This window comes from Streptomyces sp. NPDC097640 (genome assembly GCF_040302705.1).
Classification (GTDB): Bacteria; Actinomycetota; Actinomycetes; order Streptomycetales; family Streptomycetaceae; genus Streptomyces.
Map to the genome: position 1 here is coordinate 110,548 of NZ_JBEOSB010000020.1, position 16,434 is coordinate 126,981.

General features: G+C 73.7%; 9 protein-coding genes. 5 read left to right on the plus strand and 4 right to left on the minus strand.

Annotated elements, in window-relative coordinates:
* Nucleotides 1-97 precede the first annotated feature (97 nt).
* From ABTY62_RS29055 to ABTY62_RS29065, 3 genes are all read right to left on the minus strand, one after another.
* Nucleotides 98-2,008 carry an ATP-binding protein gene (locus ABTY62_RS29055; protein ID WP_352132367.1) on the minus strand — a complete coding sequence of 637 codons (1,911 nt, stop codon included), beginning with the start codon at nt 2,006-2,008 and terminating at the stop codon, nt 98-100.
* Nucleotides 2,009-2,093: 85 nt separating this feature from the next.
* Nucleotides 2,094-3,518, minus strand: a complete 1,425-nt coding sequence (locus tag ABTY62_RS29060; protein ID WP_352132442.1) for a DUF2201 family putative metallopeptidase — start codon at nt 3,516-3,518, stop codon at nt 2,094-2,096.
* Between the two features lie 187 nt (nt 3,519-3,705).
* Nucleotides 3,706-5,208, minus strand: a complete 1,503-nt coding sequence (locus tag ABTY62_RS29065) for a glutamate synthase subunit beta (protein ID WP_352132368.1) — start codon at nt 5,206-5,208, stop codon at nt 3,706-3,708.
* Between the two features lie 312 nt (nt 5,209-5,520).
* On the opposite strand from ABTY62_RS29065, the gene ABTY62_RS29070 reads away from it, so the two are divergent.
* From ABTY62_RS29070 to ABTY62_RS29080, 3 genes are read left to right on the plus strand one after another with little or no spacing between them, the layout of a single operon-like run.
* Nucleotides 5,521-5,943 (plus strand): septal ring lytic transglycosylase RlpA family protein, encoded by a 423-nt coding sequence (locus tag ABTY62_RS29070; RefSeq protein WP_352132369.1) that lies wholly within the window; start codon nt 5,521-5,523, stop codon nt 5,941-5,943.
* 13 nt (nt 5,944-5,956) lie between these two features.
* Nucleotides 5,957-6,604 carry a cell wall protein gene (locus ABTY62_RS29075; RefSeq protein ID WP_352132370.1) on the plus strand — a complete coding sequence of 216 codons (648 nt, stop codon included), beginning with the start codon at nt 5,957-5,959 and terminating at the stop codon, nt 6,602-6,604.
* Nucleotides 6,601-7,587: a MauE/DoxX family redox-associated membrane protein gene (locus tag ABTY62_RS29080; RefSeq protein WP_352132371.1), complete on the plus strand. Its 987-nt coding sequence runs from the start codon at nt 6,601-6,603 to the stop codon at nt 7,585-7,587. The genes ABTY62_RS29075 and ABTY62_RS29080 overlap by 4 nt, the downstream gene beginning before the upstream one ends.
* Nucleotides 7,588-7,727: 140 nt before the next feature.
* Here the strand turns inward: ABTY62_RS29080 and ABTY62_RS29085 are convergent, their stop codons facing one another.
* Complete coding sequence (locus ABTY62_RS29085; RefSeq protein WP_352132372.1) at nt 7,728-11,192, minus strand: SpoIIE family protein phosphatase; 3,465 nt, start codon at nt 11,190-11,192, stop codon at nt 7,728-7,730.
* A gap of 220 nt (nt 11,193-11,412) precedes the next feature.
* Between ABTY62_RS29085 and ABTY62_RS29090 the strand changes: the two genes are divergently transcribed.
* Nucleotides 11,413-12,714 (plus strand): MFS transporter, encoded by a 1,302-nt coding sequence (locus tag ABTY62_RS29090; RefSeq protein WP_352132373.1) that lies wholly within the window; start codon nt 11,413-11,415, stop codon nt 12,712-12,714.
* On the plus strand, nt 12,711-15,965 hold the full coding sequence (locus tag ABTY62_RS29095; protein ID WP_352132374.1) for a type I polyketide synthase: 3,255 nt from the start codon (nt 12,711-12,713) through the stop codon (nt 15,963-15,965). Before ABTY62_RS29090 ends, ABTY62_RS29095 begins: the two co-directional genes overlap by 4 nt.
* Nucleotides 15,966-16,434 lie beyond the last annotated feature (469 nt).

Below are 16,434 nucleotides of genomic sequence, written 5' to 3' on the forward strand. Positions count from 1 at the left end.
GTGTTCTCCGATCGTTGAGAAGAGCAGAAGAGAGCGGCTCAAGAAGTGAACGGGGAGGGGAAGGGGAGGAGCGGGAAAGCGCGGGGAAGCGCGGGGCTCAGGAAGTGGCGGGCAGCTCGGCCATCTTGGACAGCGCGCCGATCCAGAACCGCTGCCGCTCCGGGGTCTGTCCCACCAGATGCGCGGCGCGCAGCTTCGGCGGCATATGGCGCAGCAGCCGCGCCACCGCCTCGGCATGGCGCTTCAGCTGGGAGACCTCGGCGTTGGCGAACACCTGGTGCACCAGATCGGTGTCGTTGGTGCCCTCGGCCGAGCTCTCACAGGCCGCCGCCAGCCTGGCCTCCCACTCCGCCACATCGCGCGCCAACTCGCGCAGACCGATGACCTTCTGCCCGGAACTCTCCGACAGCCGCGCCTCGAGCCGGGACAGCGGCACCGGGGCGTACTCCCCGTCGCCGAGGTAGATCAGCCCGGTCTCCAGCGGCTGTCCGGCCCGATGCAGCTTGATCAGCCGCTCCAGGGTCCGCTTGGTGATCCACTCCCGGCCCTCGTCGTCGATGTCGCTCTTCCACCACTCCAGCACCGTCTCGGCCACCTCGCCATAGGTGTCGATCAGCCACTGATTGGCGGGGATGTCCTGCGGGCTCACCTCGTAGCTGACCGTGAAACGGCTGGCCTGCGCCACGTTGTTGCTGCTGACCAGCAGCTTGCGGCCGAGGTGGTACGGCGGGTTCTGGAGCGCTATCTGGGCGCACAGCCCCGGAATCGGCCGGCCGGCCAGCGACCACTCCTGGGTGATCTCCATCAGCTTGGCGAAGGTCGCCTTGTCCTTGGGCCGGTTGTACTCGTCCCAGACGATCACCTTGGACTCGGGCCCCATGAGCGAGCGGCTGAGCAGCGTGTCCAAGGTGCCGTCCGGTGTCGGGATCGGCACACACAGGTCCTCGACGTTGGTCACCGGCAGCGAGAAGTACACCGGGTCGCTGCCGGTCTCCTCCCGGACCACCGCCTTGGTGATCTCGGTCTTGCCGCACCCGGGCGGGCCCTGGAGCAGCACGGACCAGTTCTCCCGGACGGCGGTGCGCAAAATGGCGCGCACCGGATCCGCGATGGTCGAGGGGTTCGGGCAGCCGACGGCGGCCGCGATGCCGTCCAGGATCTCGGCCGTGCGGTCGGGGCCCGGCTTGCCGTCCGACTTCACATCCCGCAGGCGCAGCCGCTGACCACCGACCAGCGGCAGCCCCCAGGAGAGCGGAAACCCGGCGCGGGCGCAGTCCAGGACGTGCTGGAGGGTGCGCGGGGACAGCAGCGAGCGCAGCCGCGGGGTCAGCCCGGCCCACAGCCGGAACACCTCGGTCAGCTCCCAGTCCGCGTAGCGCTCGGCCAGCTTCTGCCGCCAGGCCGTGTCATTGGCGGTCACCCGCAGGGTGACCATGCGGTCCAGGACGGCCAGATCGCTGCGCCGGGCGCTGGTCTCGGCGAGCGACTCGTTGTCGGCGAGGAAGACCCCGACACAGCCGAGCGCGCGCAGATCGTGCTCGCCGAGCGTCCAGTTGCAGGCGATCTGCATCAGCTGCGACTGAATGGTCTCCCCGGCCTGAAGCGAGTCGTCGATCAGCAGCACAAAGGGCCTGCCGGGGGAGAGCTGGCGCATGATCAGCTGAGTGAGGACCAGCTCGCCGCTGCGGTCGTCCCGTACCGGCGCGTTGACCAGCAGATCGTCCGGGGTGAGATTGGCCGCCGGGATCAGGATCACCTCGGTGCCGGGGTGCGCCTCGGGCACGTAGGAGAGAAACGTCGACGTCTTGCCGATGCCGTGCTCGCCGAAGACCTGCCCGGTCTGTCCCATGGCGATCATCGCGCTGATGAACTGCTCCAGCCGGGAACCGCCGGCCGGCCCGGCCCCCTGCCGCGCCTTCTGGGTCTTCTGGACCTTCTGGACCTTCTGGGTCTTCCGCGCCGTCCGCCCCGCTCGCCCGGCGGAGGCGCCTTCCGCGGTCGGTGCCATCGTCTCCACGCTGCTCACAGTGGCCTGTTCCCTCGTTGTGTGTCTGTCGATTGTCCGGAACGGCCGGCCGGCGGCCGGCCCACGGTCAGCTGTCGCCGGTGACCACGCGGTGGCAGGCCATCGGCGGATCGTGCCGCTCCGGCCAGTCGTCCCCGCCGTCCGTGATCAGCCAGATCCAGCGGTCGGGGTGGGCGGGGGTGACCTCGGGCGCATATCCGTCGGTGACCATGATCACCGCGTCGGCGCGCTCCTCGAACCGCCGCCCGTTCACCGCCAGTCGGCCCTCGACATAGTCGACGACGTGCTGGAAGTTCGTCCCCCCGCCGCCCAGCACCCGCTCCCCGGGGACGAAGGGCATCACCGCGCCGTCGAAGCTCAGCCAGTGGCTCTCCACCCCGTCCGTCCGGCCCACCAGCGAGGTGATCCAGTCGACCACGGCCTGCGGCATCGACCCCGAGGTGTCCAGCGCGACCACCACCACCTTGGTGCGCTCCGCGCCCCGCCGGGAGAGCATCGGGTCATGGCCCAGCGCCAGCAGCACCGCCCCGTGCTTCTTCGGATAGACCAGCCGCTCGCCCTCGCGCAGCTTGGAGGCCAGCACATCGGAGAGCCAGCGCCGCCACCACTCCACACGCCGGGTCCGCGGGGTCTCCCCGCGCAGCGCGCCCAGGCCCATCCGGCCCCACATGCGCTCCACCCGCTTTCCGCCCCCCGCGCTGCGGTCCGCCAGGCCCAGCATCTCCTCCCGGGCGATGCCCTCGCCGCGCAGCGCCGCGCGCATCGCCTCGGCCAGCGTCGCCTCGACGACCGAGGAGAGCGTCTCGTCGTCCAGTGGCAGCTTCCGGCCCGCCCCTTCGCCCTCGCCCGCCCCGGCCGGCCGCATGTGCACACACACCGCGGGCGGCACCGGGGGCCGGCGCATCCGCTTGAGCTCCCCGTACACCCCCAGGTCGGTGTCGACGAAGTCCTGGTAGGACAGCGGCGTCAGGCCCTGCTCGGCCAGGTCGGCCACGTACCGCTGATGCACCTCGCGCGGATCGACGCCCACCGGCTCACGGCGGGTGCCCCCGAGGCCGTCCGGCACCTCCTGGGTGGGCAGTTCCGTACGCCCCAGCCGGACCATGGCCACATGGTTGATCGCCACCTCGGCGGCCAGCTCGAACACGGGGTCGGCGCGCAGGTCCTCGTCCACGTACAGATGGCGGTGGATCAGATGGCGCGCCTCGTGGAACAGCACGAAGCGCACTCCACTCGGCCCGATCCGGACGAAGAACTCCGGGTTGTACAGCAACAGGCAGCTGCCGTCGCCCACGGCCACCACCGCCGCCGTGTCCACCGCCGCGGTGGCGATCTGGTGGTGGCACTTGGCGTACAGCCACGAGCCCACCACGCTGTCCTTGACCCCGAAGTCCAGCAGCGCCGCCTCCTTGAGCCGACGGCCCTCCTCGGCGACCTCCGGGTCGGCCACCTGACACTCCAGCAGCGCCCGGCGGTCGCCGAGGTCGATCACCCCCCGCGCCGCGGCATGCCGGCTCTCCCCCGTCACCCGTGCCACTGTCTCCCCCTCCTGCGCATGGCTGTTACACCTGCGGCTTTCCGGTGCTCGTGCCCGGCCCGCTACCAAGAACGTTATCCACCGGGTACGACAGTGGGCCCCTGGGGCCGAGGGGCGGGAGCGCCGGTGGCCGGCCCGCCGCTCAGGCCACCAGCGGCCGGTCCGCCGGGGTGACGGGGGCGGGGAGCGTGGTGGAGCCCGAGAGATAGCGGTCCACGGCCGCGGCGGCGGAGCGGCCCTCGGCGATCGCCCACACGATCAGCGACTGGCCGCGGCCCGCGTCACCCGCCACGAAGACGCCCTCGTGGCCGGTGGCGTACCCCTCGTCCCGGGTGATGGTGCCCCGGTCGTCGAGTCCCAGGCCGAGCTGGCCGAGCAGGCCGCTGTCCGGCTCCGGGCCCGAGAAGCCCAGCGCCAGCAGGACCATGTCGGCCCGCAGCACCCGCTCGGGGCCCGGCTCGGGCCGCCCGTCCGCGTCGACCCCGACCAGCCGCACCGCCCGTACGCAGCCCCCCTCGCCCCCCTTGCCCCGCTCGTCCCCCTCGAAGCGGATCGTCGCGGCCGAGAAGACCCGCGCGTCCGCGTCGGCGTCCGGGGACGCGCTCAGCACCTGGGCCTCCTCGTGGGCGGCGGACATCCGGTAGATCTTGGGATAGACCGGCCAGGGCTGGCTCTCGGGCCGCTCGGCCCCGGGCTGGGCATGGATGTCCAGCTGGGTGACGGAGGCCGCGCCCTGGCGCAGCACGGTGCCCAGGCAGTCCGCGCCGGTGTCCCCGCCGCCGACGATCACGACATGCCGGCCCTCGGCCGTGATCGGCGGCCGGGCGAAGTCGCCCTCCTGGACCCGGTTGGCCAGCGGCAGATACTCCATCGCCTGATGTATTCCGGCCAACTCCCGCCCCGGCACCGGCAACTCCCGCCAGGCCGTCGCCCCGACCGCTATCACCAGCGCGTCGTAGCGGGCCCGCAGCTCGGCGGCGTCCACGTCGGTGCCCACGCCCACACCCGTACGGAACTTGGTGCCCTCCGCGCGCATCTGCGCCAGACGGCGGTCGAGGTGGCGCTTCTCCATCTTGAACTCGGGGATGCCGTAGCGCAGCAGCCCGCCGACGCGGTCCGCGCGCTCGTACACCGCCACCGTGTGTCCGGCGCGGGTCAGCTGCTGGGCCGCGGCCAGGCCCGCCGGGCCCGAGCCGATGACCGCGACGGTCTTCCCCGACAGCCGCTCGGGCGGTTTGGGGGACACATGGCCGCTCTCCCACGCCCGGTCCGCGATGGCCCGCTCGACGTTCTCGATGGTCACCGCGGGCTGGTTGATGGCCAGCACGCAGGCGCTCTCACAGGGCGCCGGGCACAGACGGCCGGTGAACTCGGGGAAGTTGTTGGTGGCGTGCAGCCGCTCGCTCGCCCGCCGCCAGTCGTCGCGCGAGACCAGCTCGTTCCACTCGGGGATGAGGTTTCCCAGCGGGCAGCCCTCGTGGCAGAACGGGATGCCGCAGTCCATGCAGCGCCCGGCCTGGGCCCCGACGATCGGCAGCAGGCCGCCGGGCACCTGGACCTCGTGCCAGTCCCGCACCCGCTCGGCCACGGGGCGGCGTGGCGGAAGCCGGCGAGGTGTGTTGAGAAAGCCCTTCGGGTCGGCCATGACGGCGTTCCTTACCCGTGTCTGCCCGTGTTCCGTGTCTGCCCGTGTTCTGCCCGTACGCGGCACCCCACGCGGCCGCGCTCGCATCTCGGCAGGGGCTCGGCCTGGGCCATGTGGTGGCGGGCGCCCCGCGGAACACCACGCCTTCCCCCACTGTACGTCCGGGTGCAAGGGCGCCCGGCGCCGCCACCTGCGGCCACCTGCGGCCACCGCGCGGTCGGCGGACGAGCGATCGCCGCCCGGTGATGTTCCCGGCAGGCTGGAGGAAACCGGGTACCGGGCACCGGATACAGGGAGCGAAGGGAGCACATGATGGCCTGTGGATCGACGCCTCTGTGGGCGGGCGAGGCCAGCTGGTTCTGCTGCGGCAACTCCTGGGGCCCGTGCGCCGACGAGGGCGGCGGGGCCTGCGGCACCTGCCGGTCGAGCGAGCCGCAGGCCGCCTGGCCGAACGCCTCCCCGGAGTGCTGGGAGATCACCCGGCCGGACCTGTGCGGGGAGGACATGCCGCGGCGCGGCTGCGGCAGCGTCCTGACCGTCCGCCACCAGTGCTCCGGCGCGTCGGTGTGTGTGACGATCACCGACTGCGGCCCGCGCACCAGGAGCTTCTGCTCCGAGTCGACCTGCTGCGACGGGGTCTGCCGGACCAACCGCGTCATCGACCTCACGCCCGCGGCCTTCGCCGCCCTCGGCAGCCTCAGCTCCGGCACCCTGCCGGTGCTGATCGACGAGTGACGGGGGAGCGGCCGTGACCTCGCCCCGACCGGCCCCCGGCGGCCTCGAAGATGTCGGCAGACGGCGGTTTCTGACCACCGTGGCCCTGAGCGGCGCCACCATCGTCGGCGCGACCTCGCTGGGCGCCGTCGACGCGGAAGCCGCCTTCGCCGCACCCCTCACCCCCCTCGACCCGGCCGTCCCCCGGAGCACCTTCGTGGAAGGGCGGATCCTGCGGATCGACGGCAGCGTGCTGTGGGTCGCCGGATCCCACGGCGACGCGGCGCGGGTGCGGCTGACCAACGCCACCAGCGTCTGGAAGGCGGGGGTGGCCACCGCCGAGGCGATCGAGGCCGGTGACGGGCTCTACGCCCGCGGTGTCCCGATGCCCGACGGCACCGTCGCCGCCGACGCGGTGTGGGTGAACATCGTGAACCTCTACGCCACCGTCCGCCGCATCGACAAGGACCGCCTCCATCTGACGCACGGGGCGCACCGGATCGTCGGCCATCTGCTCCCGGTCACCACCAGCGCCTCGTACCCGGGCACCGCCGCCACCTCGGACCTGTCCCGGCTGCGGGTGGGCGACGGCGCGCAGGTCCTCGGCGCCTGGCGGGCCGCCGACCGAGCCGTGGACGTCGTACGGGTCTCGGTCGGGCCCCCGCCGGGGAGGAGGCGGTGATCGCCGCGTCTGCCGGGGCGGCCACGTTGCTGACCGCCGGGCTGCTCGGCCGGACCGGCGCGGCCAAGCTGCGGCCCCGCCGCGCGGCCCACCCGCCCCCGCCACCCGCCGCGCTGGTCCGGCTGGTACGCGGCGCGGGCCGGGCCGCGCTCGCCCTGCGGCTGCTCGGCGCCCTTGAACTGTTGCTCGCCGTCGCGCTGCTGGCGCCCCCCGCCACCGTCGTCCCGGGGGTGGCGGCCGCCGTTCTCGGCGTGGGCTTCAGCGGCTATCTGGCCTACGCCCGCCGGGCCGCGCCGGGTTCGTCCTGCGGCTGTACGGGGAGCGGCGCGGCCCCCGTCACCTGGCGCACCTTCGCCCGCGCCGCCGCCCTGGCGGCAGGCGGCGCCACGGCGGCCGTGGCGGCGACGGCGGCGGAGCCCTGGTGGGCGGCGGTGGCCCGGCGGCCGGTCGCCTCGCTGGTGCTGGCCGGCGTCGGCGCGCTGGCGCTGGTGGCGCTCTCGGCCGACGCCGGCGTGGGCCTACGGTGGCGGCCACGGCCGCGCGGGCTTCCGCTCGTCCGGCCCGCGGACGGTGGCGCGGTTCCGGTGGCCGCGACGGTCGAGCTGCTGGAGCGCTCGCTGGCCTGGCGGACGGCCGCCCCGGTGGTGCGCTCCGCGCTGCTGGACCACTGGGACGACGGCGGCTGGCGCGTTCTCCAGTTCGCCGGGGTGTACGGCGAGGGGGCGGGCGCCAGGCCGGTCTTCGTGATGTTCGCCCTGGACGCGACGGCCAGCCTGGACACGGTGGCCGAGCCCGCGGTCCGAGTCGGAGCCGTGGACGCGGACACCGGCACCCCAGTGCCGCTCCCACCCCACCCACCCGCGAGCCCCGACGAGAGCCCGGGACCCGGCGGGAGCCCGGTGCCGGGCGGGAGTCCGGGGACTGGCCGAGGCTTGGCGTCGGGCCCGAGTCCGGCACCTGGCGAGAGGCGGCACCTGGTTTGACCCGCAGCCCGGGACCCGGCGGGAGTTCGGGACCTGGCCGGGCTTGGCGTCGGCCCGAGCCCGGGGGTCCGGGCTGAGCACGGGGCCCGACCGGGCCCAGCACCTGGCGGGGCCCGGGAGCCGGCGGGGCCTGCCGGCCTTCAGGAGCCGGCCGACGCGGCCAGGAGCGCGGTGTCGTCGTCGACGTGGCCGGGGGCGCCGAGCAGCTCCATGGCGCGGTCGATGATCCGCTGCGGGTCGTGCCGCGCCGCCTCGGGCAAGTCCGCGCAGGCCGTCCGCAGGGCCGCCAGCCCGTTGTCGAGGGAGAGCCTGCTGTTCTCCACCAGGCCGTCCGTGAACAGCAGCAGCCCGGCGCCGGCCGGCAGCCGCGTCTCGTGGTCCTCGGGCGCGCCCTGCGTCAGCCCCAGCGGAGCGCCCGGCCGGGTCTCCAGGAAGCCGGTGGCCTCGCCGGCCACCACGAGCGGCGGCAGGTGTCCGCTGGACGCGTACCGCAGCCGCCGGGTCCCCGGCTCGTACACCGCGTACAGACAGGTCGCGAAGTGTTCGACGTCCAGCGACCGCAGATACGCGTCGAGCTTGGCGAGAAGCGAGCCCGGCGAGGCGCCGTCGAGCGCGAAGCCGCGCAGGGCGGGCCGCAGCCGGCCCATCACGGTGGCGGCGGCGACGTCATGGCCCATGACGTCGCCGATCGCCAGCCCCATGGCGCCGTCGGGCAGCGCGATGACGTCGTACCAGTCGCCGCCGATCTCCGTGCCGGTGGTGCTGGCCCGGTAGTAGGAGGCGGTGCGCAGCCCGGGCACCTGGGGCAGGTGCTGGGGCAGCAGCGCCCGCTGGAGGGTGAGGGCCAGTCGCCGCTCGTTGCGGAACCGGGCGGCGTTGTCGTAGGCGAGGGCGAGCCTGCCGGCGAGGGAGTCGAGATAGCTCCGGTCCTCCTCGCGGTACTCCCGCCCGCGCCGGGCGATGGCCAGGGCCCCCAGCGTCCGGCCGTGGGAGACCAGCGGCACGGACAGCACGGTGCCGGGGGCCGTCACCCCGGTGCCGTCGTCCTGGTCGAGGCAGTCGCCGAGGGCGCGGTCGAGCTCTTCCTCCCCGGCCGTCGGCTGGCCCGCGGTGAACTCGGACCGGCCCGCGCGCGGGTCGGTGACGCGGATCCGGATCTCGTCGGCGAGGGCCGGAATCAGCACGTCCTTCGCCGTCTCCAGCACCTGCGGCGGGTCGAGGCTGTCGGAGAACAGCATGCCCGCCTGGGCGAGCGAGGTGAGCGTGGCCGCGTGGCGGCGGCTCTCGGTGAGTACCTGCTCGCGCAGGCGCGACAGCTCCAGGTTGGCGCGTACCCGGGCGAGCAGCTGACGGGCGGAGAACGGCTTGGCGAGGTAGTCGTCCGCGCCCGCCCGCAGCCCTCGTACCGTCGCCTCCTCACCGGCCCTGGCGGTCAGCACGATGATCGGCAGGCGGGTGGTCCGGGGATCCTGGCGCAGCGCCCGTACGAGCGCGAATCCGTCCAGCCGGGGCATCATCACATCGGTCAGCACCAGGTCGACCGGGTGTGACAGGGCGGTCTCCAGCGCCGCCCGGCCGTCCCCTGCGAGCAGCACGTCGTGCTCCGGGGCGAGCAGGTCCTTGAGGTAGCCGCGCACATCGGCGTTGTCGTCGGCGACCAGCAGAAGCGGCCGGTGGGCGCCGTCGCCCTCCGGTGACATCGCGGGCATGTCCATGCCCATGGTGTCCAGGCCGCCCACATCGGCCGCGTCGCCCACGTCGTTCTGTAGCCAGTGCAGCGCCTCCCCGGCGTAGGCGGCGGTGCGCTTCTGCCGGACAGGCCCGCCGTACGCGCCGCCCTGGTCGGCAGCCGTGGCGACGTCCGGCGCCGCCAGGTGGGCCGTGCCGAACGGCACCTCGACGGTGAACGTGGTGCCCTCGCCCGGCCTGCTGCTCACCGAGACGGTGCCCGCGTGCAGCTCGACCAGGTCCTTGACGAGCGCGAGGCCGATGCCGCTGCCCTCGTGCGAGCGCGAGCGAGCCCCGCGCACCTGGTGAAAGCGGTCGAACAGATACGGCACCTCCTCCGGCGGGACACCGGTGCCGGTGTCCGTCACGGTCAGCCGGGCCCGCTCCCCGGCGGCCGCCATCCGCACCGTGACCCCGCCCGCGAAGGTGAACTTCAGCGCGTTGCTGAGCAGATTGAGGACGATCTTCTCCCACATCTCCCGGTCCACATGCACCGGCCCGGGCAGCGGTGGGCAGTCCACCCGCAGGCTCAGCCCCGCCAGGTCGAAGGCGGAGCGGAACACCGCCGCCAGATCCGCCGTGACATGCGACAGATCCACCGGCTCGAAGTGGCCCTTCAGCCGCCCGGCCTCCGCCCGGGAGACATCGAGAAGCGTGTTGACCAGCTTCAGCAGGCGCAGCGCGTTGCGCTCGGCGAGCTCCAGCTGTCTGCGCCGCTCGGGTTTGTCCTCCTCCGCGAGGGCCTGCTGCACCGGCCCCAGCAGCAGGGTCAAGGGGGTGCGGAACTCATGGCTGACATTGGAGAAGAACGTCGTCTTGGCGCGGTCCAGCTCGGCCAGCGCCTCCGCGCGCCGACGCTGCTCCTGCTGGGTGTGCGCCGCCGCCAGCGCCGCGCTGACACCGGAGGAGAGCACATCGTAGAAGTCCCGGTAGGACGCGTTCACGGGCAGCCTGGGGTTGACGCCCATGACGAGTACGCCCGCCACCTCGCCCGATCGGACGAGCGGATGGGCCAGCGCCTCCTCTCCCGGCCGCCCGAGCAGCGCGCCCGGGAGCCAGGCCGGGGCGGCGTCGCCGACCACCGTGGCCAGGCGCGCCGCGAGCCCGTCGCCGTCCCCGTCCCCGACGGTCTCCCCGGCAGTCTCCCCGGCGGTCCGGTCGAGCCGGAGCTCCCCGGGCGGCCGGGGGGCGTCCTCGCAGGCCGTGGCGGCGGCCAGGCACAGCTCTCCGGGCCCCGACGCCAGATAGACGGCGGTGCACGGCACGTCCTCGCGGTGGGCGTCCAGCACCTCCACGAACGTTCGCGCCACGTCCTGCGGGCTGCTCAGCCCGGCCGTCCTGGAGCCCAGCGTGGCCAGCAGCCGCAGCCGCCGCTCGCTGAGCACCCGGGCCGTGGTCTCGGTGACGACGGACAGCACCCCGCCCACCGTGCCGTCCGGCAGCGACATGGGCTGAAAGGAGATGTCGTAATAGGACTGTTCCAGGAAGCCGCGCCGGATGAGCTGGAACCCCATGTCGTTGACCAGGAACGGCTTGCGACCGTCCATCACGGAGCGGAACAGCGGACCCGTGGTCTCGGCATAGTTCTCCGGGAACACCTCGACACACGGCTTGCCCAGCGCCCCCGGGTGCTTGCTGCCGATGAGGATGGCGTAGCCCTCGTTGTACAGCATCCGGAATTCGGGGCCCCAGAACAGCGCCATCGGCTGTTCCGAGTCGAGGACGATACGGAGGGCCTCGGTCAGCCGGGCAGGCCACGCCTCCGTCCGCCCCAGGGGGGTCGCCGCCCAGTCGATGCCGCTCATCAGCCTGCCCAGCGAACCGCCCTCGGTGAACAGCTCCTCCACCCCTGAGTGCTGCCTCTCGGGCCCGTTCATGGAGTCGGCTCTCCTCAGTCACAGTGTGGCACAGCGGTACGGCCGGACCCCGGGCGAAGCGGGCCGGTAGAGGGCGGGAACAGCGGGCGTCAAGAGCTCGGACCGGCCACCTGTCATGTGCCGTTTGGCCTGTTCGGGTCTGGCGCGTTTTCGCTCCGGCGGGACAGATTATGCAGCGCATGCGCCCAGGTTCAACCGTGTGTGAAATTCGGGAGGGTGGTTGCGCTACATCCGGTTCCTTGCCCTGGGTGCCGCCTGCTCGGCGTACGGCAGCTACGTGAACATGGTGGCCCTGAGTCTCTTCTCCTACGCCGTCACGGGAACGGCACTGGGCACCGGCCTGTTCATGGCGCTGCGCCTCTCCGCGAGCGTGCTGGGCGGCTCGGTCGCGGCCCTGCTCGCCCGGCGGCTGGACCGCAAGGTCCTCATGATGACCGCGGATCTGACGCAGGCCACAGGGCTGTTCACGCTGCTTCTGGCCCCGGACGGCGCCCGGGGGTATCTGCTGTACGGGCTCGCGGTGGTGACCGGGCTGTGCGCGACGGTTTCCTCGGTCTCGCTGCGCAGCGCGGTGCCGGACATCGCCGGACAGGAACTGCGAGTTCCGGCCAACGCGCTGCTGGCCACCAGCCGGTCGATGGCCATGGTGGCCGGGTTCGCGTCCGCCGGGCCGGTGGTCGCCTGGCTCGGCTTCACCGGCGCCATCGCGATCGACGCCTGCACCTTCCTGGTGTCCGCGGCGAACCTGGCCCTGCTGCCGCTGCGGATCCGCCCCACGGCCGGGGCCACCGGCGCCGACGGCGGGCCGGACGGCGACAAGGCGGCGGGCCAGGGCGGGGCGCCGGAGCGGCGGACGACGAGGTGGCTGTTCTCGCTGACCCCGCTGCTGCTGTTCATGGTGTCGATCCGGGGCCTGGACGCGTTCGGCTCCTCCTCGCACAACGTGGGCCTGCCCGTCTACTCCAGCGAACTCGACGAGGCGCACCCGGCCTCGTTCATCAGCTTCTTCTGGGCCACCTGGGCGCTGGGGAACATCGCCACCCAGCGGGTGGTGGCCTATCGCGCCAAGCGAAGCGGGCGGGCGCTGGGGGAGTGGGCCTTCGCCCTGGGCACCGTGGTGATGTCCGCGACCTTCGTGCTGGGATTCGCCGGTCTGCCGATGCCGCTCACGGTCGCCATCGTGTTTCTCGCGGGCATGGCGGACGGGCTCAGCGAGATCGCCTACACCTCCAGGCTTCAGACGGTGCCCGACGACCAGCGGACCCGGGTGTTCGGGATCTCGGCGACGGTGGAGAGCGTGGGCTTCGGCTCCGGCATGGTGATCAGCGCCGCGCTGATGGAGCGCATGTCGCCGTTCGGGGTGGTCGGGGTGATGCACGGGGTCGCCCTCGCCGTCGGGGTGGTCTTCATGTTCTTCCTCGTCCGCATCGGCCGCGCCGCGCGGGAGAGGTCCGCCGCCCAGGACGGCGCGACAGGCGTCGAGGATCGGACACTCGCGGAAGAGGGGAAGGGCGCCCGGTGACGGTGCCGCCCCACAGACGCGTAGCGATCATCGGCATGGCCCTGCGCCTACCGGGCGCCAACACCCCGGAAGGGTTCTGGCACACCATCCACCGCGGAATATCGCGGATCCACCGGTTCACCGAGCGGGAGCTGCTGGCGGCGGGGGTTCCGGAGACGACCTTCCGGGCCGAGGACTTCGTCGGGGCGAGCGCCCCGCTGCGGCGCGTACCGGAATTCGACGCTGAGTTCTTCTCGATGAGCGCCCGGGAGGCGGCGCTCACGGATCCACAGCAGCGGATCTTCCTCGAGTGCGCACACCACGCCCTGGAGGACGCCGGCTACGCGGGCACGGGCGCGCAGGTCGGGGTGTTCGCCAGCACCGGCTACCACCTGTTCCCGTACCACACCTACGGACACCGCAACCTGGCCGACGAGCCCCTCGGCGACACCTGGGTCCCCACACTCCAGCGCGACATCGGCAACCACCCCGACTACACCGCCACCCGCGCCGCCTTCCGGCTCGGGCTGACCGGGCCGGCGGTCGGCATCCAGAACGCCTGCTCCAGCTCCCTGGTCGCGGTGCACCTCGCCCGGCAGGCCCTGCTCACCGATGACGCGGAGCTCGCGGTGGTGGGAGCGGCCGCCGTCCATGTGCCGCAGATCCTCGGCTACCGCCACGCCCCCGGCTCGATCCTCTCCCGTACGGGACGGTGTCTGGCCTTCGACGCGGCCTCCGACGGAACGGTCGGCGGCAACGGGGTGGCTGCCGTCGTGCTCAAACGGCTGGACCGGGCGCTCGCCGACCGCGACACGGTCCACGCGGTGATCCTCGGCAGCGCCCTGAACAACGACGGCGCTGCGAAGAAGAACTACACCGAACCCTCCGTGGACGGGCAGCGGGCGGTCATCCGGCGCGCGCTCGCCTCGGCGGGGGTGTCCGCCGACACCGTCGGGTACGTCGAGACCCATGGCACGGGGACGTACAAGGGCGACCCCATCGAGTTCGCCGCCCTCACCGGGGCGTTCCGTGAGGACACCGAGCGGCGCGGCTTCTGTGGCATCGGCTCGGCGAAACCCAACATCGGCCATCTGGACGTCTGCGGGGGACTGGCCGGGCTGATCAAGGCCGTGCTGGCGCTGCGGCACGCCACCATTCCGCCCCTGGCCGGCTTCACCGCCCCCAACCCGCTGCTCGACCTCGACACGAGCCCCTTCTATCTGCCGTCGCAGGCGCGCCCGTGGCCCGCGGGGGACACCCCGCGCCGGGCCGGTGTCACCTCCCTGGGGGTGGGCGGCACCAACGCCCATGTCCTCCTCGAGGAGGCGGGGGAGGCCCCGCGCGCCCCGCGCGGGGCGGTACGCCCGCCGGGGGCGGTGCCGCTGGCCCTGGCGCCACCCGGCATGGTGCCGCTGTACGGACACAGCGCGGCCGCCCTCGACGCCAACGCCCGCGCGCTGCGCGCCCGTCTGCGGACCGGGCCCGAGCCCGCCATGGCCGACCTGGTCACCACCCTGGCCCTCGGGCGGCGCGCGCTCCGCCACCGCGTGGTGCTCCTCGGGGACACGCCCGCGGCGCTCGCCGCCGCGCTCGACGACTGCCTCGACGATCGGTCTGCCCCGCGCCGGTACGTACGGGGCGAGGCGCCGCACTCGCCGCCGACCCCGCCCGTCTGGCTGTTCAGCGGCCAGGGCGGCGCCTCCGTACGCGGGGCCGCCGCGGCCCTCTACGCGCGGTTCCCCGTCGTACGCGAAGTCCTGGACGCGTGCGAGGAGCAGTACCGCGATGAGTACGGCGGCTCGCTGCTGCGTGTGCTCACCGCCCCGGGAAGCGAGGCCGGACCGGCGCGGTACGCCGACGACGAGTCGACGGAAACCGTCCAGCCCGCCCTGTTCGCGCTACAGGCGGCGCTGACCCGGCTGTGGCAGCGGCTCACCGGCCCGCCGGCCGTCGTCGCGGGCCACAGCGCGGGCGAGTGGGCGGCCCTGTTCGCGGCCGGCGCCCTGTCGCTGGCGGACGGGCTGCGGCTGACCGCGGCGCGCGGACGGCTCATGCGGCGCGACGCGGCCCCGGGCGGCATGATCGCGGCGTTCACCGACGAGGCGACGGTCCGGCTCGCTCTGGCGGACCTGGCCGGCCTGGAGCTCGCCGTGGTCAACGGCGCCCGCCACCATGTGCTGGCCGGGCCGCACGCCGCGCTGGCCGAGGCGGACCGGTGGTTCGAGGCGCGCGGCGTCCGCCGACAGCGGCTGCCCGTCGACCGGGCGTTCCACAGCGCCCTCCTCGACCCGGCCCTCGACGGGCTGCGCGAGGCGGCCGGGGCGGTCCGGTTCGGAGGCGTCCAAGTGCCGTTCGTCAGCGGCCTGGACGGGCGTACGCGGCCGCCCGGCTGGGCCCCGGACCCGGACTACGCGGTGCGCCAGGCCCGGTGGCCGGTCCGCTTCGACCTGGTCCTGCGGGAGCTGGCCGGGGGAAGCCCGGCGGCCCTGGTCGAGCTGGGGCCGGGCGAGGTCCTGACCGCCCTGGCCCGGCGCGAGCTCGCGGGGGTGCGGGCCTTCCCCACCCAGCGCCGCCGCCCCGGGCTCAGCGCCCTGTGGGACACCGCCGCCCGGCTGCACTGCCAGGGACACGGGCTCGACTGGGGGGAACTGGCGGCCGGTTGCGCGGGCGGACGCGTCCCGCTCCCCGGCTATCGATTCCAGCGCAAGACGCACTGGATCGGCCCCGAGCTGGTGGAGGCCACGCCCGCCGAGGGCGGCTCCGTTGGGCCGGGACCGGGGAGCGACATGGGCGACCGAGAGATTGGGGCGGCATTGGATCAGGTGCTCGGCAGGATCATTGAGTTGACGGCACATCAGCTGGGCTTCGGCGAGGAGGAAGTGGGGCCCGACGTGCCGTTCTTCGACCTCGGCGCCGACTCGCTACAGATGATCAACATGCTGCGCGAGGTGGAGCGGGAGTTCGCGGTGAAGGTGGCGATGCGCGAGCTGTTCGAAGAGGCCGACACGCCCCGGCTGCTGGCCGAGGCGATCGTGGCCCGGATGAGCCCGCCACCCGCCCCCGAACCGCCACGGCCCGAGCCGGTGCCGGAGGTCGCGGCGGCGGCCGACGCGCCGTACGTCACGCGGGAGGCGTACGACGAGCTGGCCCGGCAGGTCCAGGAGCTGGCCCGGAACCAACTCCTCCTGATGAGCCAGCTGTCCCAGCTGCTGGAACGCTCGCTGCCGGGCGATGGGGCGCCGACCCTGAACGGAAGGGCGGACCTGAGATGACGCAGTCACCGACCGCCGCGGTGGCGCGCGACCTGGCCGAGATGTCGCGACTGTCCCGCCGCATTACCGAGCAGATCGAAGCCCTGAGCGCAGCCGCGCCCGCCGCACCCTCACCCGCGCCCGCCACCCCCGAGCCGACCGTCTCCGCGTCGCCCGTGTCGGCGTCGGCCGTGTCGGTTGCGTCTGCTCAGGCAGCGTCCGCGACGGCCACGCCCGCACCGCGGGCGGCTGCGGCGGCCGCGTCCGCGCTGCCGGGGCCCGCACCAGCCGCACCTGAGTGGCCAGCGGTCGCGTCCGCGCGGGCAGCCTCCGCGTCTGCTGTGTCCGCTCCGGATGTGCCCGCATCGCCGACGGCCGTGTCGGCCGCGCCCGCGCCGTCGGCGCCCGCGTCCCCCGCCTCGGAGTCGGCTGCCACCGACAGCGCACCCCACGTCCACGGTCCCCGCGTCTCCGTCCCCCGTACGGCCGG

Coding starts and splice junctions, on each gene's coding strand:
- ABTY62_RS29055 (WP_352132367.1), bottom strand. CDS start 2,008: ATGGCACCGACCGCGGAAGGCGCCTCCGCCGGGCGAGCGGGGCGGACG.
- ABTY62_RS29065 (WP_352132368.1), bottom strand. CDS start 5,208: ATGGCCGACCCGAAGGGCTTTCTCAACACACCTCGCCGGCTTCCGCCA.
- ABTY62_RS29070 (WP_352132369.1), top strand. CDS start 5,521: ATGGCCTGTGGATCGACGCCTCTGTGGGCGGGCGAGGCCAGCTGGTTC.
- ABTY62_RS29085 (WP_352132372.1), bottom strand. CDS start 11,192: ATGAACGGGCCCGAGAGGCAGCACTCAGGGGTGGAGGAGCTGTTCACC.